At 53.6% G+C, this 19,646-nt stretch carries 16 protein-coding genes and 1 pseudogene; 9 read left to right on the top strand and 8 right to left on the bottom strand.

What is annotated here, in order from left to right; translation table 11 throughout:
- The first annotated feature begins 10 nt into the window (after positions 1 to 10).
- The 6 genes and pseudogenes from FHW74_RS01390 to FHW74_RS01365 all read left to right on the top strand — a co-directional run bounded on the left by FHW74_RS01390 (position 11) and on the right by FHW74_RS01365 (position 5,801).
- Entirely contained in the window at positions 11 to 715 is a 705-nt protein-coding gene (locus FHW74_RS01390) for an oligogalacturonate-specific porin KdgM family protein (protein ID WP_183168799.1), read from the top strand.
- A gap of 10 nt (positions 716 to 725) precedes the next feature.
- The gene (locus FHW74_RS01385; RefSeq protein ID WP_183168798.1) at positions 726 to 1,952 is read left to right on the top strand and encodes an alginate lyase family protein; all 1,227 of its coding nucleotides are present in this window, start codon (positions 726 to 728) and stop codon (positions 1,950 to 1,952) included.
- 11 nt (positions 1,953 to 1,963) lie between these two features.
- A pseudogene (locus FHW74_RS01380) lies at positions 1,964 to 3,901 on the top strand (heparinase II/III family protein).
- Between the two features lie 349 nt (positions 3,902 to 4,250).
- The gene (locus FHW74_RS01375) at positions 4,251 to 4,493 is read left to right on the top strand and encodes a hypothetical protein (protein ID WP_183168797.1); all 243 of its coding nucleotides are present in this window, start codon (positions 4,251 to 4,253) and stop codon (positions 4,491 to 4,493) included.
- A gap of 179 nt (positions 4,494 to 4,672) precedes the next feature.
- Positions 4,673 to 4,942, top strand: coding sequence for a hypothetical protein (locus tag FHW74_RS01370; protein WP_183168796.1), 270 nt, complete (start codon positions 4,673 to 4,675; stop codon positions 4,940 to 4,942).
- 151 nt (positions 4,943 to 5,093) lie between these two features.
- A complete protein-coding gene (locus tag FHW74_RS01365; protein WP_183168795.1) occupies positions 5,094 to 5,801 on the top strand; it encodes a CTP synthase in 708 nt (235 codons plus the stop codon).
- 1 nt (position 5,802) lies between these two features.
- Here the strand turns inward: FHW74_RS01365 and FHW74_RS01360 are convergent, their stop codons facing one another.
- Complete coding sequence (locus FHW74_RS01360; protein WP_183168794.1) at positions 5,803 to 6,987, bottom strand: CynX/NimT family MFS transporter; 1,185 nt, start codon at positions 6,985 to 6,987, stop codon at positions 5,803 to 5,805.
- 99 nt (positions 6,988 to 7,086) lie between these two features.
- Here FHW74_RS01360 and FHW74_RS01355 point away from each other — a divergent pair, with 99 nt between their 5' ends.
- On the top strand, positions 7,087 to 7,857 hold the full coding sequence (locus FHW74_RS01355; protein ID WP_183168793.1) for a helix-turn-helix domain-containing protein: 771 nt from the start codon (positions 7,087 to 7,089) through the stop codon (positions 7,855 to 7,857).
- A 5-nt stretch (positions 7,858 to 7,862) separates the two neighbouring features.
- Here the strand turns inward: FHW74_RS01355 and FHW74_RS01350 are convergent, their stop codons facing one another.
- Positions 7,863 to 8,309 carry a DUF441 domain-containing protein gene (locus FHW74_RS01350; protein WP_002433851.1) on the bottom strand — a complete coding sequence of 149 codons (447 nt, stop codon included), beginning with the start codon at positions 8,307 to 8,309 and terminating at the stop codon, positions 7,863 to 7,865.
- Between the two features lie 61 nt (positions 8,310 to 8,370).
- Entirely contained in the window at positions 8,371 to 8,868 is a 498-nt protein-coding gene (locus FHW74_RS01345) for a YbaK/prolyl-tRNA synthetase associated domain-containing protein (RefSeq protein WP_183168792.1), read from the bottom strand.
- 172 nt (positions 8,869 to 9,040) lie between these two features.
- Between FHW74_RS01345 and lysM the strand changes: the two genes are divergently transcribed.
- Positions 9,041 to 9,484, top strand: a complete 444-nt coding sequence (gene lysM, locus FHW74_RS01340; protein ID WP_183168791.1) for a peptidoglycan-binding protein LysM — start codon at positions 9,041 to 9,043, stop codon at positions 9,482 to 9,484.
- Between the two features lie 46 nt (positions 9,485 to 9,530).
- Here the strand turns inward: lysM and FHW74_RS01335 are convergent, their stop codons facing one another.
- The 3 genes from FHW74_RS01335 to yeaG all read right to left on the bottom strand — a co-directional run bounded on the left by FHW74_RS01335 (position 9,531) and on the right by yeaG (position 15,776).
- Complete coding sequence (locus FHW74_RS01335) at positions 9,531 to 11,996, bottom strand: autotransporter outer membrane beta-barrel domain-containing protein (protein ID WP_183168790.1); 2,466 nt, start codon at positions 11,994 to 11,996, stop codon at positions 9,531 to 9,533.
- Positions 11,997 to 12,488: 492 nt separating this feature from the next.
- Positions 12,489 to 13,790, bottom strand: a complete 1,302-nt coding sequence (locus FHW74_RS01330) for a YeaH/YhbH family protein (protein ID WP_183168789.1) — start codon at positions 13,788 to 13,790, stop codon at positions 12,489 to 12,491.
- A gap of 51 nt (positions 13,791 to 13,841) precedes the next feature.
- Complete coding sequence (gene yeaG, locus FHW74_RS01325) at positions 13,842 to 15,776, bottom strand: protein kinase YeaG (protein WP_125292012.1); 1,935 nt, start codon at positions 15,774 to 15,776, stop codon at positions 13,842 to 13,844.
- A gap of 425 nt (positions 15,777 to 16,201) precedes the next feature.
- On the opposite strand from yeaG, the gene FHW74_RS01320 reads away from it, so the two are divergent.
- Positions 16,202 to 16,948 carry a MipA/OmpV family protein gene (locus FHW74_RS01320; protein ID WP_183168788.1) on the top strand — a complete coding sequence of 249 codons (747 nt, stop codon included), beginning with the start codon at positions 16,202 to 16,204 and terminating at the stop codon, positions 16,946 to 16,948.
- Between the two features lie 33 nt (positions 16,949 to 16,981).
- Here FHW74_RS01320 and FHW74_RS01315 read toward each other — a convergent pair whose 3' ends face one another.
- The gene (locus tag FHW74_RS01315; RefSeq protein WP_183168787.1) at positions 16,982 to 18,043 is read right to left on the bottom strand and encodes a 1,4-beta-xylanase; all 1,062 of its coding nucleotides are present in this window, start codon (positions 18,041 to 18,043) and stop codon (positions 16,982 to 16,984) included.
- Positions 18,040 to 19,599 carry an MFS transporter gene (locus FHW74_RS01310; protein WP_183168786.1) on the bottom strand — a complete coding sequence of 520 codons (1,560 nt, stop codon included), beginning with the start codon at positions 19,597 to 19,599 and terminating at the stop codon, positions 18,040 to 18,042. The genes FHW74_RS01315 and FHW74_RS01310 overlap by 4 nt, the downstream gene beginning before the upstream one ends.
- Positions 19,600 to 19,646: the final 47 nt, after the last annotated feature.

The following is a 19,646-nucleotide window of genomic DNA, read 5'->3' as shown; positions in this document are numbered from 1 at the left end:
ATATTATTTTATGAAAAAAACAGCTTTATTGCTGGCGATGTGTTGCGCGCCTGGGTTATGCCATGCAGTCACTTTTGACATGCGCGGCGGTTATAAAGAAGCCAGTAAAACCTACGAGTCGCGTTTCAAAATAAGCCAGACGGTCGGCGCGTTCTGGTTAAGTATGGAAACGGACAATAAACAAGGGAGTGAAAATTTCGACCAGTCCACCACGGACTATAACGAACTCGAAGGTAATTACAAATATCACCTGAACAGCTCGCTTTATGCCCAGCCAGGCATGATGTACCACTGGGGTAAAGAAGGCGCGCAATTCCGGCCATACGTTAAATTTGGTTGGAAGATGACACAGGCCTGGTATTCGGCAATCCGCTTTCGCTATGACTGGAACCAGTATGATTCTGTCGACTTAAATGGGGAAAATCATAAAGGTTCTCAGGAACGTATTGACCTCTATCTCGGCTGGCAAAATAAAGACTGGGATATTCAGAATAACCCTGTGTTTTATCGTTACGTGAATGACTTCCACTTCAACAACGGGAAACAAAATAGCTGGGAGAACGATCTGGTTATTCGCTATAAGCACAACAAAACCTGGCAGCCTTATGTTGAATGGGACTACATGGAGCAGCAGGGGAAATATAACGGTGAATCGGGGCTGACTGAAAATCGCTTCCGTATTGGTCTGTCCATCAATCTCGATAATCTCGGATAAGGATATCAGAATGAAACTAAAAATTTTTTCACTGGCGCTGTGTATCGGCGCCATTCCCGGCGCTCAGGCCGCTGCGTTTGGAGCCGATTTATCAGCACAGTGCCTGACGTATGACTGTGCACAGATGCGGGTGATTAAAAGCGCGATTACCCATCATGATCCCCGTTATGTGCCTGCCTGGCGGGCGCTGACGGCACAGGCTGATGCCGCGCTGTCGCACACAAGGTATTCGGTAACGGATAAGACGCTGGTGCCAGCCTCCGGGGATAAGCATGATTACTATAGTTTTGGCCCGTACTGGTGGCCGAATCCGGATACCAAAAACGGGATGCCATACATTCGTAAAGACGGGCAGATCAATCCGGATGCCAAAACGAACGGAACCGACAGTAAGCGCATGGTGCAATTTTCTGATGATGTTCGATCGCTGGCGCTGGCATGGTTTTATAACGGCGATAAGCAATACGCTGTAAAGGCGCAGCAGATGCTGAAAGCCTGGTTTCTGGACAAAGAAACCCGAATGAATCCTAACCTCAATTATGCTCAGGCAATCCCCGGCGCCATTGATGGCCGTGGTATTGGGATCATCGATACGCGCGTCCTGATTGATGTTGCCGACAGTATTGCGCTGCTGCAATCCTCCGGGCTTATCCCTGCACAGGATCTGGCCGGTTATAAAAAATGGTATGCCGACTATACGCAATGGCTGCTGACCAGCCGCAACGGGTTTGAAGAATCCAACTGGTATAACAATCATGGCGCCTGGTATGACGCGCAGGTTACCGCTTTTTCATTGTTTACCGGGCAGGAGGAGCAGGCCAGAAAACAAATGGATATTTTTAAACTTCGCCATCTGGCTTCACAGGTGAACAGCAACGGGGAAATTATTTCTGAAACGGAACGTACCCGTTCTTTCCACTACACCAATTTTGCGCTAGCCGCCTACGCCAGAATGGGGCGCTACGGTGAAAAACTTAACAAAGATACATGGGGTTTCGAACTGGACGGGCATTCGATGAAAAAAGCTTTTGCTCTTGTCAGTGGGCAGACAGGTAAGCCTCAAACTGAGTGGATGCATCAAGAAATTCAGTATCAGCCATCTGAAGCTACGGGGCCAGTGCTGGCCGCAGCCAGAGCGTATAAGGATGTTGATTTTGTGCAATCGGCGGCGAAGCTGACCAAAACCAACAATCAGGACATTAATCTGCTGATCCCCGGTTCGGTTCTGGTAAAATAATGGAGTAAATAATGAAGCAGTTTACCCCTTTACAGATTGTTAATGCCCGCCAGCGCGTGACGCGGGACATAATTAACACCTTGATTGACAGTAATAATGACCTCATTAACCATCCGGTGTTAATTCCTGAGACCGGATGCGCAACCTGGAACCATTATTTTTTCTGCCCGGATCACAGCGTACGCCTGAAATGGGACCGTCACTCCCCACATAAACATGTTTGTCCTGTCGATGGGGCGGTCTTTTCCGGCGAACCCTATGATGGCGCCTGGTGGCGCTGGCTGAATGGCCTGAATGCAAAAGCGTGCTATGAACTGGGCGTGCTTTGGCTACTCACGGAAGATGACCGTTACCTGGACAAAGTGCGGGAAATCCTGCTGGGTTATGCTCGTTATTATCCTCTTTATGAGGAACATGGCGGTATTCCCTACAATGGTCCTGGTAAGGCCAATGCGCAGACATTATGTGAAGCCAATTGTTTCGTCGATTTTGCTCGTGGCTTCGATATTGTTCAGGCCCATCTGACGACAGAGGAAGAACATTTTATCACGTCACGACTGCTGCATACCGGCGCAGCGTTTTTGATGGACCATCGATGTCATCAGATCCACAACCATGAAGTCAAAATTAGTGCGGCGATAGGGATTATTGGCGCAGTGCTGGAGAACGAGACTTATCTGGATTTTGCCGTAAACAGTAAATATGGCCTGGCGTATCAGTTGGAACACGCGCTTATGCCGGATGGCCTCTGGTTTGAAGGTTCGCTTCATTATCATTACTACGCGTTGCAGGGCTTTTTTGCTTTTGAAAAAGTCGCCGGCGGAACTAAATATTCGTTGCTGGATAAACCCTTTTATCGGCGAATGCTGAGTGCCCCCCTGAATATGCTGATGCCGGACATGACGCTTCCCAAAATTAACGATTGTGTTAATGGGCAGGAAAGACTGACGCATACAGACCTCTATGAGTTTGCCTGGTGGTATTACCAGGACAAAAGCTACGGACAGTTGCTCAACTATATTTATCAGCAACATGAACGTGACAGTATCGATGCGCTGTTTTATGCGAAGGAACTCCCTGATCATCCCCTTAGTCCTCCATGTCAAAACCTGCATAGCCCGCAATCCGGGCTCACCATTATCAGACCGAAACCAGGAAGAGCCGTGTGTGTCAAACATACGCCTTATGGTGGTGAGCACGACCATTACAATTATCTGGGGCTGACGGTATTTGATAAAAACCGGGCTATATTTCCGGATCTGGGAACCACGGGTTACGGAGCACCGCTGCATTATGGGTATTATAAAAATTCGTTTGCCCATAATACCCTGTGTATTAATGGTAAAAATCAGCCGCCCGCGTGCCCGCGCGTGGTGTCATATATCAGTGATAACAATAAAACCTAGCTGATAACAGAAGTAGACTGGATGCGCCTGCCGGTGCTGCCGGACAGTAAAACGCGGGTAGAGTGGGATGATTCAGCCTATAAAGATGTGGTATTCCGCCGTCATATTACTGTTTCCGATGATCTGCTGGTTGATATCATTACGGTTGACAACCCATACAGTCAGATTGTTGATACCACCTATCTGGTGGACGCGCAGTTTCTGTCAGCGTTGAAGAAAGAAGAATACCTCAAGGTATTGCATCCAAACGTCCTGGCTGCGAAGGAAATCATTCCTGAACCTGCTGCGAAGTTTGCCTTTCAGGGGTTTACGCTTTATTGCTATTCGCCAGGGGCATCGACGCTTTATCCTGGGAGAGGACCCAATAATCCCTCTACGTCAGATATTGAATACCTGATCATGCGTTCCAGGGAGCAGCGTGTTAACCACATTGTGGTTACCGATCTCTCAGGGGAGAATGATATCAAGCTGAAGGTTGAAAAAAAAACCTTAACCGTGCGGGTAAATGACGAACTGACACAGTTATATCCTTTGCTTTCATGATGGATGAGCAAACGTAAATAACACCAGGGCTGCGCGAAAAAGGCGGTAAAAATCGTGCAGCCCTCAAACACTATAATCTCAATTCAGCGGAGTGATGATTCCTGTAAGCGATTATGTGAAATCTAATTAAAAATATATACCATATATTTTTAGTGTAACCCCTTATTAATTATTGAATATATCTTCAGGTAACAGATTATAAAAATTTAGTTTAAGTGAATATTTTTAGCGGGCTTTCAGGTTAATCCTAATCATGTTTGTTAATTAAAAATTTAGCTAAGGATTGACTAGTGGGAGCCGATAAGGGGTGCTATTCTCGGATAATCACACAAGTCATAAGGGAATGATGATGAACAGCGATAATGATTTTCCTGTGTTTCCCGTCACTGGCTGGCAGGTTGGGCCTAAATCGGATCAAAACGTTTTAGTATTTAAAATTGGCTATTGCACCTCGTCCTGGAATCCGAATGCCACAACCTTTGATTCACCGTTCTTTTCCATGACGCCCTCCATGGCGAAAAGCCTGATTTATGATTTACAACGTTATGTCACCCATTGCGAAGAGAATGAATTCCAGCAAATCGCCATTTAAAGGTTTCCCCACGGGAAGGCATTGCGCTTCCCGTTCACCTGGTAAACCTGGCTGTTAATCGCCTTGCCTTAACCTGAATTTGGCTTTACCAACAACCAGATATCTTTTTTTCATCCCACCGCAAAATTCTCCTGGCTGTGCTTATACTTTTTTCAGGTGATGTCCTCAGGAGAATAAAAATGATGTGGATGGAAGAAGGGTTGTATGTACGTATTCAGGAATTAGAGAATGGCCCGCGACCGTTCCCGCTGCAAAGCGGATTTAATGCGGAAACCGCCTACCGGGCCATTGGCTGCTTTAATGCTTCCGAGTCGTCAGATGCGTTCTACATTTTATCGAACGATCGCAATGAGATTTGGTTTATCTGTAACCGCCATCTACGCACAGTAGCCATTAATAGTGACAGCAAAGAATTGCGTTACCCGCTGGAGAAGATCACCGCGCATTGAGCATTATCACCACTCGCCCGGCCTGACCGCCGGGCCTATTCTTATAAAACCTTCGCTCACACCCGCAATAATTAGGCGTTGTAAAATCAATAAGCTATCTGTAATGTGAGGTTCCTTGTGTAGTCACCTTCCTCTTTGCACAGGATTTCTTATGGACACTTTCCCTCTCACTACTCCGCTGCGGATTGCCCTGGTCGGCGATTACAATGCCTCGGTTTTAGCGCATCAGGCGATTCCTTTGGCGATTGACGATGCCGCCGCCGTGTTGAACCTGGATGTCGATTACGACTGGCTGCACACCACGGAAGTGAAAAGCGGTGAAGACCTGGTGGGTTATGACGCGATTTGGCTGGTGCCCGCCAGTCCTTATCAAAATGAAGACGGCGCGCTGCTGACGATTCGCTACGCCCGGGAAAACAGTATTCCCTTTCTCGGCACCTGCGGCGGCTTCCAGCATGCCATTATCGAGTATGCGCGCAACGTGATGGGCTGGGACGACGCCGCCCATGCTGAAACGGCGCAGCAGGGCCGCATGGTGATTGCCCCGTTAACCTGCTCGCTGGTCGAAAAAACCGACGCCATTGAGCTGCGCCCGAATACCCTGATCGCCAAAGCCTACGGTAAAACGGAAATCGTCGAAGGTTATCACTGCAATTACGGCGTAGCGGATGCGTTTGCCGAGGCGCTGGTGGACCAGCCGCTAAAAGTCACCGGCTGGGATGAGGAGGGCGCCATCCGGGCCGTTGAGCTGGTGACGCATCCGTTCTTTGTCGCGACGCTGTTTCAACATGAGCGTGCGGCGTTGGTCGGCAAACCCGCGCCGCTGGTGCAGGCGTTACTGCTCGCCGCAAAACCGTAAATTAAGGCGGGCTGATTTCACCTTTACGGCCCGCCAGCCCGCCCGCCAGCGCCATCGCCAGCGAGATCAGCGCGACGGCCAGCAGCGGCAGACCCCAGCCGCCGGTAATATCATGTACTTTCCCGATGCCCGGCGGTCCGCAGGCCGCCAGCAGATAGCCCACTGACTGCGCCATGCCGGAAAGCGCCGCGGCCTGATGCGCCGAACCCGATCGCAAGCCGATAAACGTCAGGCCCAGTATCATGGTCGCGCCCGAGCCGAGGCCAAAAATGACCACCCACAGGCTGGCAAACCCTGGCATCAGCCAGAGCCCCAACGCGCTCAGCGCGCACAGCAACGATACCAGAACCGCGATCCCCCGCTGATCCTTTAACCGGTGCAGTAACAGCGGCACCAGGATCCCCGGCGCGGCGGTGGCTAACTGGAGCAAGCCGTGCAGAGAACCGGCATGGGCCTCGCTGTAGCCGTGGCTGATAAGAATTGATGGCAGCCAGCCGATGACCACGTAATAGACCAGTGAATTGAGCCCCAAAAATAGCGTTACCTGCCAGGCCCGCGCCGATTTCCATAACGATTGCTGGCGCAGCGCGCCCGAGCCGGTCACGTTGGCCGTTACGTTGCGGCGGCATTGCGGTAACCATACCAGCAGGGCCAGCAGCGGGAAGCACATCACGCTTAACAGCGCGCCGCGCCAGCCGAAACCGGCTTCGGCCACGGGCACCACCAGCGCAGAACCCAGTGCCGCCGCGCTACCCATGATTAACGAATAGGCCCCGGTAAGCCGCGCCACCTGGCCGGGAAAGTCGCGTTTAATCAGCCCTGGCAGCAGCACGTTGCCCAGCGAGATGGCGCAACCGATAAGCGCTGTGCCGCTGAACAGCCACACGCTGCCCTCCACGGAACGTAACGCAATACCAAAGCACATCAGCAGCATCGCCCCCGCCAGGCTTCTTTCCATGCCGTAGCGCCGGGCTATGCCCGCTACCAGCGGCGAAACGATAGCAAACGCCAGTAACGGTAGGGTGGTCAACAGCCCGGTCTGGGCCGTGGTGAGCGCGTAGCTGGCGCGGATCATATCCAGCAGCGGCGCCGCGCCGGTAAAGCTGACGCGCAGGGTGGCGGCGATGGTTAACAGGCCGCCAATCATCAGCAGCGCCTGGCCGCGTGATGGAGTGGAAAGTGTCATAGTCATCTCATAGAGCCGAAGGGGCGTAAAGATTAACGGGTATGCCGGGACAATGAATCAAGCTATTATGCCAAATAATCGCTAAAATCGGACAACGTCATGGAACAGTCTTTAAACCTCGACGGCTATCATCCTGACGATCACGATGACGCCGCAGTCTCTTTTCGGGTGCGAGTTACCACCCACGAACAGGAAATCCCGCTGCACCATCATCGCAAAGGGCAGTTGATCCTGGCGCTGCACGGTGGCGTTACCTGCGAAGTGGCGGACGCGATGTGGATGGTGCCGCCGCAGTACGCAGTATGGATACCCGGCGCGATGCCGCATCATAATCGCGCCACGGCCAATGCCCGGCTGTGCTTTCTGTTTATCGAACCCGGCGCGGTCGCGATGCCGGAACAGTGCTGTACCCTAAAAGTCACGCCGTTTGTCCGCGAACTGATTGTAAAACTGGCGGAGTGCCGCGAACGTAGCGACCGACGCAACCGTCTGGTTCAGGTGCTGTTTGACGAACTGCCAGAATTGCCCGTGGAGCCGCTGCGGCTGCCGGTTTCCGCGCACCCGAAGATCCGCGCCATGGTGGATTTTATGGCCGCGCATCCTCAGCAAAATCGCACCCTTGCGCAGTGGGCGACGCAGCTAGCCATGAGCGAGCGTAACTTATCGCGCCTGGTTGTCAGGGAAACGGGCCTGAACTACCGGCGCTGGCGTCAGCAGCTCCAGCTTATTCAGGCCTTGCATATGCTGGTGGATGGGAAGAACGTTCAGCAAGTGGCCCAGGGGCTGGGTTACGACTCCACCACCGCGTTTATTACCATGTTCAAAAAGGGGTTGGGCCAGACCCCTGGACGCTATCTCACCGCGCTGTAGCGGCGCTACTGTTTGCCGATCAGTAACGACACCAGCCCGGCGGCGATCAGCGGCCCCACCGGTACGCCGCGGAACAGCGCCACACCCAGCACTGTGCCCACCAGCAGCCCGGCGACCAGCGTCGGCTGGCTGCTCATCAGTGTTACGCCGCGCCCGCCCAGCCAGGAAACAAACACGCCCACTGCAATCGCTACCAGCGACTTCCAGTTGAGAAATGAGTGGAACAGGGTAGAGGGCGGCAGCGTACCGCTGGCGATTGGGGCCATGACGCCGATGGTTAAAATAATAATCCCGATGGTCAGGCCCTGTTTCTCAATCCACGGGAAGAACTGATTTAGTGGCGTGACGCGCACAATAATCAGCACCAGGATAGAGACGGCCACCGTGGTGTTATGGCTGACAAACCCCAGCGCGGCCAGCGCCAGCAGGATCAGCAATGTCATGTCGAACATCAAAAACTCCTTGCCAGAAAGTATCGGTATTGCGCCGTTTTATTGTTATGGGGAGCCGTCATCACTGGCGATGAAAATCAATCAGCGTCGGCGCGGCGATCCGCAAATAGTCCTGGGTATTCATGATGATCGAGTGGGTAAGCAACCCGGCGTTAAAGGCGATTTCATCGAAGCGTTCGAACAGCAGCGGGTCGGCAACCAGTTTGAGATCGGCGTGGAAGCTAAACGGCGGGATAGCGCCAAATTCGCAGCCGGTGAGCGTATCCACCTCTACTGGGCTTGCCAGCGAGGCCCGCAATCCGCCCAGCGCCACGGCGAGTTTGGTTAAATCTGCCTGTTTATCTGCGGCGATGATAGCAAGTACGTGCTGGCGTATCCCGTTGCCTTTAACGTGGCACACCAGCGCTTTCGCGCCCTGGCCCAGCGCCGTGCCGCGTATTTCCGACACTGCCTCGCATTTACCGACCGCCTCATGCTCCATGACCCGAAACGTCGCGTTGTGTTGATCCAGCAGGGCGACGAGCTGCTGGTGAACGGCATGGCCTTTGGTCTGTGACATCTTTGATCCTTAAGATATAAAACAGCCTTATAGTTGCGCAATTTACCATACTGGCGACACCGCAACTTTGCAACGCGAAACCGGTTAAGCCGCGAGAGGAATCTGAATCTCCTGGTCAGTTTGTTCCCGCTTTGCCAGGCTTAGAGAGCACATCTCAACAGGAGGAATAACCATGGGTTTATTTGATTTTGTCAAAGATGCAGGTGAAAAGCTCTGGGACACCCTGAAAGGGGACGATCATGACCAGGGGCGCAAGGTAGAAGAACATCTTAAAAAGACCGGTGTGCCGGGGGCGGATAAAGTCAGCGTCAACGTGGAAAATGGCAAGGCGGTGGTCAGCGGCGACGGGTTAACCCAGGAGCAGAAAGAAAAAATCCAGGTGGCAGTGGGTAACGTCAAAGGGATCGGCAGCGTGGAAAATAATGTGACCGCCAACGACGCCCGCGAAGAAGCCACCTATTACACGGTAAAATCCGGCGATACCCTGAGCGCCATTTCGAAACAGGTCTATGGCGACCCGAATAAATACAACGCGATTTTTGAAGCCAACAAACCAATGCTGAGCCATCCGGATAAAATTTATCCCGGCCAGGTGCTGATTATTCCGAAGCAGTAAACAAAACAGGCAAACCCACGCGGGTGGGTTTGCCTGACAGCTTATATTAAAACGCGTAACGCACTTTCAAACTTACGCTCTGGCTGGTGAAGTCAGAGCGTTGCTGTGCCTCATACTGTACGGTGCCGTCCAGCACATCGGTAAACTTCGCCGTGACGCCAACGCCCGCTGTGCCAATCCACGGGCTCTGTTCCATACCGCGATAGGTGAATAGCGTATCGGGGCTGCCAACGAAGTGCGCCTGCGTGGTTGAGCGATCGTTAATCGTGTCATACCCGACGCCCGCCTGGGCATAAACGTTTACCACCTCGGAAAGTTGTAACCCTACTTTGGCTTTGGTAGAGACGATTAGCGCGTCCAGGGTATTGCCATCAACGTTCAGGCTGGCGTCATCCGCGCCGTTTTCGCGATAGCCTTTGTCCTTCACGCGGTAGTAATCGGTGCGCAACATCGGGGTGAGGGACCATTTATCCGCCGGATAAAAGGTGCTCTGTAACCCCAGCCCTGCCTGGAAGGTATGGCTGTCGTAATCGGAACGCGCCACGCCGTTGTAAGTCTGCTCGTCGGTCGCCGGATTGGTAATGGCGAAATAACGATTGCCCGTGGTTTTATTACGGCCCAGCCCGGTTTGCCAGGTAAGGGCGGTATCCGGGGTAAAATCGACGCTGCCGTAGGCCAGCAGGTTCCAGCTTTCGATTTGCGCGTCATGGCGCGCATCGCTGGAATCGTCATTCACGTCGGTACGACTGACGCCAAACGCCAGACCGGCGCGGATTTGCTCGTGAAGCGGCACGTCGCTACCTATTGCGATGCCGCGCGTATCGGCCTGATAACCCGTTACGCCATCGCGCTGTGTCTGGTGATCCCAGCGGCCAACCGGGCGGATCCACAGGTATTTTTCCGGGTTAAACTCGTTGTACTCACCGAAGGTGCGGATCGCGTCCTGACGTGAGCCGACGATATCGCCGAACGCCTGGAGGTTGTTGAGTTCGATATATGCCATGCTGCCGAACATCAGCGGCGACAGTTGGTTAATGGTGCGCGTCATCTGGGCGGCGGTCGCCGAAGAGGTGACGGCGCAGAGCGCGCTGGTTAACGCCGTGCCGCACTGCAGGCTGCTGCTGGTTGTGCCATCGGCGGCACTGGCATTGTTATTGGCAATCAGCGTATCGAGCGATGAGGCGATCCCGGTCAGGGCGGTGGAGCCGGTCTGGGCTACCGCCGCCGTGGTGGTGTCGATGCCGGTGTCGATAATCCGCAGCGAATAACTGGTGCCGGTAAGCTCCTGGGTAAACTGATAGCGCGTCGAGTCATCCACCACTGAGGTTGGCTGGCCGACGATGCTGGAGGCGGTCACCACATCGCTCAACACATCGCCATTAGCGAAGCTGGTGCTGCCCCGGGTCATCACGATGGTATTACCGTTGAGCACCGCAGTGCCGGAAGCCTGAAGTTGCCCGTAGTTGCTGGTGTTATCTGCCTGTAGCGCCAGAATACCGCCGCTGGACTGCACGTAATCGCGCACCTGGGAAGGTTGATTGCTGTTCAGCAAATCAAACAACCCGCTGTTGCTCATGCTGACGCCTGGCGCGTTAACCCGGCCAATAATAATGCCCTGGTTATCGATACCGCTAACGACCGTGCTGGTGAGGCTGACCGCAATGGCGTCGCCTTCGATGGAGCCGATAATGCCCCGGTTGGTGAGTTGCGTGATGCTGCTGTTATCGTCCGCCACGATACCGCCAAGCCCGCCGACGATAATCCCGCTGTTCTGGATCTGTAGGGCAGCGGCATTGTCGCCCAGATAAATACCGTAGATGTCGCTGCTGATAACGCCCTGGTTAGTTATGGTCGCGGTTGTGCCATCGGCTAACGCGATGCCGCTGCCGCCTTCGGACAGGATCTGCCCGCCCGCGTTGTTGATAATGGTCGCGTTAGATGAATTAGTCAGATTAATGGCATCGCTGTTTTCACCGCGAGTGGTGATAGTGCCGCTGTTGGCAAAGCTGTTATTAGTGCCGTTTTCATCAACAATGCCATGTGCTTCCGGGCCCGAGGTGCTAATCACCCCCTCGTTCCCGACAAACACGCCGCTGCTCGCGCCAGTCAGAATACCGTTCCCCAGGCTGCCTTCGGTGATTACGGTGCCCCGGTTGGACAGCAAACTGTTCTGCAGCTCGACAGCGTGAATGGCGTTAGACTGGCTGGAGTGTGCGGTGATCGTGCCCTGGTTATCCAACAGCACGCCGGAAGTAGACGTAATGTAGATCCCGTCATTGAAAAAACCGCTGGTTTCAATGGTGCCCTGACTGGTTATTTTCCCGTTCAGGGAGCGGAAAGCCACTGCCGGTACTTCGGGCGTGGACGAGGTGAGAGTACTGGTATTATCCAGGATCAGATTAAGCCGGTCGTTAATCGTATAGTCAAGATTACTGGTTTCTTCACCGCTGCATGTCACCGTGACGTCAGCGGCCGCGGCGGGATTACAGGCAGCATAGGCAGCGGAAGGCATTAATACGCCTATCCGCTGGTCATGCTGGTGATAATTAATAGCCTGCGCCAGGGATTCTTCATAACTGCCACTCCTTTTAATCGCGTGTTGCCGAATTTGCAGACGGCTAACCATGCGCAAGATTGAAATAAAACTGAAATATTCCCTGACGGGTTTTGAATGAAAGTGCGAATAAGGATATGAGAATGAGGTGATTATCTGTTTAAATTGTTTTGTATTTCAAGATCTTTCTTTTAATTAACGGGTGAGTAAGCTGATGTTTTCATAACTTATTGAAAAATAACTTAAATGAAACTGTATGTTGACGGAAATTTTCAATAATACTTTTGGGTGAAAAGATTAGCATCCTTATTAATGAAAGGGGTATTTGATGCGCACGTAGCAGCAGGCGTGTTTATTAAATAAAAGGAGTCGTATCCCGCGAAAATATTCGCAGAATAAGCAATCTGACAAGAAAACCCAGCCAAAGAGTATGGCTGGGTTTAATTAAGGCTAACTGTGGGATTCGGCATTCTGCTTATGAAACAGTTCGCGGAATACCGGGTAAATATCATCCTGATCGCGAATATGCTGCATGGCGAAGTTATCGAATCGCGCCTGCAGGTTTTCATATTCCCGCCAGAGCGTCTGGTGAGCGCGCCGGGTAATTTCGATATAGCTGTAATATCGCACCACCGGCAAAATTTTCTTCGCCAGTATTTCATGGCACAGCGGGGAGTCATCGGCCCAGTTATCGCCATCCGACGCCTGCGCCGCGTAAATGTTCCACTGCGCCGGGTCATAGCGTTCCTGAACCACTTCATCCATTAGCTTCAGCGCACTCGAAACAATGGTCCCGCCGGTTTCCTGGGAGTAGAAAAACTCATGCTCGTCCACTTCTTTGGCCTGGGTGTGGTGACGAATATACACCACCTCGACGTTTTTATAGGTCCGGCTGAGGAACAGATACAGCAGAATATAAAAGCGTTTAGCCATGTCTTTGGTAGCCTGGTCCATCGAGCCGGAGACGTCCATCAGACAGAACATCACCGCCTGGCTTGAGGGCTCAGGGCGTTTTTCATAATTTTTGTAGCGTAAATCGAAGGTGTCGATAAACGGCACCCGTTCGATTTTGGCGCGCAGCTCGGCGATTTCGCGGCGCAGCCGCTCCTCTTCCAGTAGCTGCGCCGGTTCGCTTTTGGCGACGATATCCAGATTCGCTTCCAGCTCATGCAGCGCGCGCCGCTTACCTGCCGTCATGGCGGTACGCCGCGCCAGCGAGTTTTGCAGCGAACGCACCACGCTGATATTGGCCGGAACGCCGTTGGCGGTATAGCCCGCGCGGTGGGTTTTGTATTCGTTAAGCTGCCGGTGCTGATTTTTCTTCAGGTTAGGCAGCGCCAGGTCCTCAAACAGCAGGTCGAGATATTCATCTTTGGATATCTGGAACACGAACTCATCCTGGCCTTCGCCGTCCGGGCTCGCCTGGCCTTGTCCGCTACCGCCACCGCCGCCGCCGCCCTGCGGACGCTCGATCCGGTCGTTTTGCACAAAGTGGTCGTTACCGGGATGGACGCGATGACGCAGGCCGCCGCGCCCCTGATGAAACATCGGTTCGTTGATATCTTCCGTTGGGATGGAGACCGACTCGCCGCTCTCCACGTCGGTTACCGAACGCTTATTGATGGCCTCGGAAATCGACTGCTTGATTTGCGATTTATAACGGCGCAAGAAGCGCTGGCGGTTCACCGTGCTCTTGTTCTTGCCGTTCAGTCGCCGGTCAATGAAATAGGCCATATTTCCCCCAGACTGCATAGATGCCGCGCAGAAATGGCCGCAGGCGAACCTGCGGCGTCAGCGTTATCGTTATGAGGATTTCCGTACCCGCAGATACCATTCGCACAGCAGGCGTACCTGTTTGCGGGTGTATCCTTTTTCCATCATGCGATCGACAAAATCGTCGTGCTTTTTCTGCTCGTCGGTTGAAGTCTTGGCGTTAAACGAAATGACCGGCAGCAGCTCCTCGGTGTTCGAGAACATTTTCTTCTCAATCACGGTGCGCAGCTTCTCGTAACTGGTCCAGTTCGGGTTACGGCCGCTGTTATGCGCCCGGGCGCGCAGCACGAAGTTGACGATTTCGTTACGGAAATCTTTCGGGTTGCTGATGCCCGCCGGTTTTTCAATTTTCTCCAGTTCCGCGTTCAGGGATTCACGGTCAAACAGCTGGCCGGTATCCGGGTCGCGATACTCCTGATCCTGGATCCAGAAGTCGGCGTAGGTGACATAACGGTCGAAAATGTTCTGTCCGTACTCCGAATAGGATTCCAGATACGCGGTCTGGATCTCTTTGCCAATGAACTCCGCGTATTTCGGGATCAGATAGCCTTTGAGGTGCTCCAGATAGCGCTCCGCCTGATCCTGCGGGAACTGCTCGCGCTCGATTTGCTGCTCCAGCACATAGAACAGGTGAACCGGGTTAGCCGCCACTTCCGCGTGGTCAAAGTTAAACACCCGGGAGAGGATCTTAAACGCGAAACGCGTCGACAACCCGTTCATCCCTTCGTCCACGCCCGCATAGTCGCGGTATTCCTGATAGGATTTGGCTTTCGGGTCGGTATCTTTCAGGCTTTCCCCGTCGTACACGCGCATTTTCGAGTAGATGCTGGAGTTTTCCGGCTCTTTCAGGCGCGACAGAATCGAGAAGCGGGCCAGGGTTTCCAGGGTGCCCGGCGCGCACGGCGCGTGGGTCAGCTCACTGTGGTTAAGCAGTTTTTCGTAAATCTTGATCTCTTCGGAGATCCGTAAGCAATAAGGCACTTTGACAATGTATACACGGTCAAGGAACGCCTCGTTGTTTTTGTTGTTACGGAACTGCACCCATTCTGATTCGTTGGAGTGCGCCAGAATGATGCCGTTGAACGGCAGGGCGGAAATGCCTTCGGTGCCGTTGTAGTTGCCTTCCTGGGTGGCGGTCAGCAACGGATGCAGCACCTTAATCGGCGCTTTAAACATCTCGACGAATTCCATGATGCCCTGGTTGGCGCGGCACAGCGCGCCGGAATAACCGTAGGCGTCGGGATCGTTTTGCGCGTGGTGCTCCAGTTTGCGGATATCGACTTTACCCACCAGCGCGGAAATGTCCTGGTTGTTTTCATCGCCGGGCTCGGTTTTGGCGATGGCGATTTGCGCCAGAATCGACGGCCACACTTTCACCACTTTGAATTTGGTAATGTCGCCGCCAAATTCGTGCAGCCGCTTCGCCGCCCACGGCGACATAATGGTGCCGAGATAACGGTTCGGGATGCCGTACTCTTTTTCCAGAATCTGGGCATCTTCACGCGGATTGAACAGGCACAGCGGGTGGTCGTTGACCGGGCTGCGTTCGCCATTGGCGCTCAGCACGTAAATCGGCACGCGCTGCATCAGAGATTTCAGGCGTTCGGCCAGTGAAGATTTACCGCCGCCCACCGGCCCCAGCAGATAGAGGATCTGTTTCTTCTCCTCCAGTCCCTGGGCCGCGTGTTTTAAGTAAGAGACGATCTGTTCTATGGCTTCTTCCATACCATAGAACTCTTCAAAGGCCGGGTAACGGGATATCACCCGATTCGAAAAGAGACGGGAAAGCCGGGGCTCCTGGGCAGTGTCCACCATCACTGGCTCACCAATGGCCGTCAATAGCCGTTCTGCCGCGTTAGCATAGGCACTGCGATCCTGCTTACATACAGCAAGAAATTCCTGCAGTGTGAACTCTTCGTCCTTGGCAGCTTCATAACGCTGGCGATAGTGATCGAATATATTCATGGCATGCCGTCCTTTCGTTTTTTAGCACAGGATAAGGGCCGTTCATATGAGTAGTAGAGGCCCCCGGAAGACATTTCTGATACAGCAACCCTTATGCCAACTCTTGCGTAAACGCGCGTTGCACTGCGCTACTGCGGTCAGGGTATTTGCCTTCTCAAAATTAAGCGTAGATGGCATTTAGAAAACTTGCTGAAGCAAATTGCGAATTTCAATGACATATCAATCACTCATCCTTAATTTCCCGTTTTTTACCTAAGGCGATTGGTGGCCTGTCATCATGGCGCCATAAAAATGCCAATCCGGCGTCATGTTAGCGCGCCAGGGTAAATGGTTGGCTTTGTAAGACTTAAGTAAAAAATTTGGGGTGAGGGTTAAAGGCGGTTACACTTCGTGCGCTGATTATTTGATTAAGGAAGAAATGGACTGTGACCAAATTCAAACTTCTTGCATTGGGAATGGCGCTGGCCTCTGCTGCATCGGTTGTTCACGCCGAAGGGCCCTGGACGCTGGGCGCGGGCGCGGGCTATGTGGAAGGCCCGTATAAGCAATACGACAACAATGTATTACCGCTCCCGGTGATCGGCTATGAAGGCGAAAATGTCTGGGTCCGCGCATTAGGTGCCGGTTTTTACCTGTGGAACGACGAATCCGACAAACTGTCGGTGATGGCGTATTACTCCCCGCAGTATTTCAAACCGAAAAACAGCGACAATAACCAGCTACGCCAGCTCGATAAACGTAAAGCGACGCTGATGGCCGGTCTTTCTTATGTGCATCATACCCAGTATGGCTTCCTGCGTACCGCGCTGACCGGGGATACCCTGGATAACAGCAACGGCGTGTTGTGGGATTTGGCATGGTTGTACCGCTACACCAACGGGGCATTGACCCTGACGCCGGGCATCGGCGCACAGTGGGCCAGCGACAACCATAATGAATACTATTACGGCGTCAGCCAGTCTGAATCCCGCCGCAGCGGCCTGAAAACCTACGATCCGGATAGCGGCTGGAACCCGTACCTGGAGCTGACGGTGAACTACAAACTCACCGACAGCTGGAACGTTTACGGCACCGGCCGCTACACCCGCCTCGACAGCGAAGTCACCGACAGCCCGATGGTTGGGCAAAACTGGAGCGGCGTATTCTCCACCGGCATCACCTACAGCTTCTGATGCCACTCGACGGGGCCTGCGCGCCCCGTTTGTTTATCCCGCCACACATAACCTGCGCACCATGTCCATCTCCTGCTGGCTATATGGCTGGCCGTGCGGCGTCAGCACATCATGAAACCATAACGCCTCATCGCTGTGGCGCATGGCGATATCCGGCCAGGGGAGCCAGGTCTGGGTTTTGCCCTGCACCAGCCCCCAGTGAAATGCGCCGACGCGCAACGCCTTAAATAGCGGCAACTGTTCCGTCATCACGCAGCCGACATGGCGCGCCAGCCATTCGGTACAGAGTAGCGGACGGTTAAACGCCGCCAGTGTCGTCAGGATGGCAAGCTGGGCAGGGGTGTCGACATAGGCGTGATAGCTCAGTACATCGGAAAGATGCAGCGCCACGCGGTCGACAGGATGATCGAATGGCGCGCTTCCCGGCGCAATATGCCAGGCGCCGACCGTCAACGGCTGCGACGGATTTTGGGCGCGCGCCCAGCCGAACGCAGAAACCATCAGCGTCAGGGCATAGATTTCCAGGCGGGCATCGAACAGGGCGCTGTCGCCGCCAGGGCGAAAAATCCCCCGGTTGCCCGGTTCGTTATACAGATCCCAGAGTAAAACCCGGGCATCGTCAGCAAAGTGGCTGACTATATCGTTAACGTAACGCTCAATGTCCGGCCAGCAGCCCGGATCGATGACCCGTGCGCGCCCTGGGCTGCCAGCCGCCTGGCTGTTATGCAGGCCTGGCAGCGGGGATTTTTGCTTACCGAGAAACGGCTCATCCCCGGAGAACGCGCAATCATCCAGCAGCGTCAGCATCACCCGGATGCCGTGGCGGGCAGCGACGCCCAGAAACCGGTCGATGCGATCCATCAGCCCGGCACGATCGTCGAGCCAGACGATATGTGGCAGGTTGGTGCGCAGTTGGTTATAGCCGTACTCCCTGGCCCAGCCCAGCTCCTGGTCGATGGTTGCCAGGTCAAAGGTCGACGCCTGCCACATCTCGGTCCAGTTTACCGCTGTGCGCGGCAGGTAGTTAAATCCGCATCCCCAGGGATGCCGTTGAGACCAGGCGCGCGCCTGGTCACAGGTCCATTTTTCAGTCACAGGATGTCCTTACCGTAGATCGTACCCGGCGTATCCCCCACCAGCCGTCGTGTCGCGTCGCCGCCCCAAACCTGGTCATACTCATAACCCGTCAGCTGTTTTACCACCCGCCGGGTTTGGGCATCGCAATCCCCCGGCTTACCGCCCATGCGCCGCCGGGCAATCTCTTTAATCAGCAATTTGTGGGTATCACGCGTCAGCGCAAATTTGTAGGTCACAATAAAACTCACGGCGAGCAGCGCGGCGGTGGCGAAAACCATCAGGCCGATAATGGCGTGCAGGGCGCTTTCCGGCTGAACGCCGTTGCCTTTCACAAAGCCGCTGGCTTCCAGCACCATGCTGATCAGCAATATCGCCAGCGCCACCGTGCTTTTGCGGGTTAATACCATCACGCCAGCGAATATCCCCTCCCGGCGCTGCTGGGTGACCATTTCATCAATATCCGGAATAAAGCTGTAGATATTCCACGGAATATAATAGAGCCCCGCGCGGGCCGCCCCGAGCACAATAAACACCGCTGAGAACGCCAGGCTGGATGCCGTGATGTCGCTGATATACACCACAAATAAAAAGCACAGCACCGCCAGAATGCAGCCGTAGGCAAGGCGTAACGCCGACGACGGCGAGATCCCCGCCTTATTCAGCAGTTGCATAAATAGCCATGTACCAGGAACCGACGCAAAGGCGGCGACGCTTAACCAACCGGAAACCGAAGCGGCGTCCTGGCTCAGGCAATATATGACGTAATAGGCGAATACTGCGCCAAACACATCCATCGCCGTGAAGGAGAAGATATAAATAATAATATGCAGCCGAAAGGCGCGAATACGAAATGACGACAGCAGATCGAGCACCAGATATTTTAAATGATTCAGTAGCCCGGAATGGCGAGTGGGGGAGGGAATATGGGAAGAGGGATGCTGGATATCTTTCGCCTCCCAGGTGCAACGCCAGGTAATAAATACCGCGATGCAAAATATCACCGAGAATATCAGGCCGTTAAGGGTATAGGTTAACGAATTATCCTTGCCGGTAAACTGCATAATAATGCCGGGCACGGAGACCGCGAGAAACCCGCCCAGTTGCGAACAAATCATCCGCATGCCTGACAACCGGCTCCGCTCTTCATAGCGGTTGGTCATTTCCGCCGCCAGTGTTTCCCACGGCACCAGCACCATGGCGGAAAGCAACTCAATGGATAAATAAGTGCCGAGGTAATAGGCGTAGTTCATGCCGGTTACCCACAACAAAGAATACAGCAGCATCAGCGGCGAGCTGAGTAATAAGAAGAAACGGCGGCGGCCAAATTTTCTACCGAGCCAGGTGTCACCGAAATTATCGGTTATATAGCCCATGATGGGGCTTAATAGCGCATCGATAACCCGGGCGATGGCAAAAATCGACCCCGCCTCTAATACCGATAATCCGCAATAGGTGGTGTAAAAATAGAGTAACCAGGAGCCAATTATCGCGAAAGCACCGCCGCCGAAAAGATCGGTGACGCCATAGCCAATGGCAATCCCATAGCCGATTCTGCGTTCCGTTGGTTTGACCATAATAGTATTCCGTGGTGAGAAGAAATGTAATGACAGCTGGCTGTGCC

Origin of the sequence: Atlantibacter sp. RC6 (assembly GCF_014193285.1) — a bacterium.
Lineage (GTDB): Bacteria > Pseudomonadota > Gammaproteobacteria > Enterobacterales > Enterobacteriaceae > Atlantibacter.
Note: the sequence above shows the minus strand (reverse complement) of the source record. Positions and strands in the feature narration are given on the sequence as shown.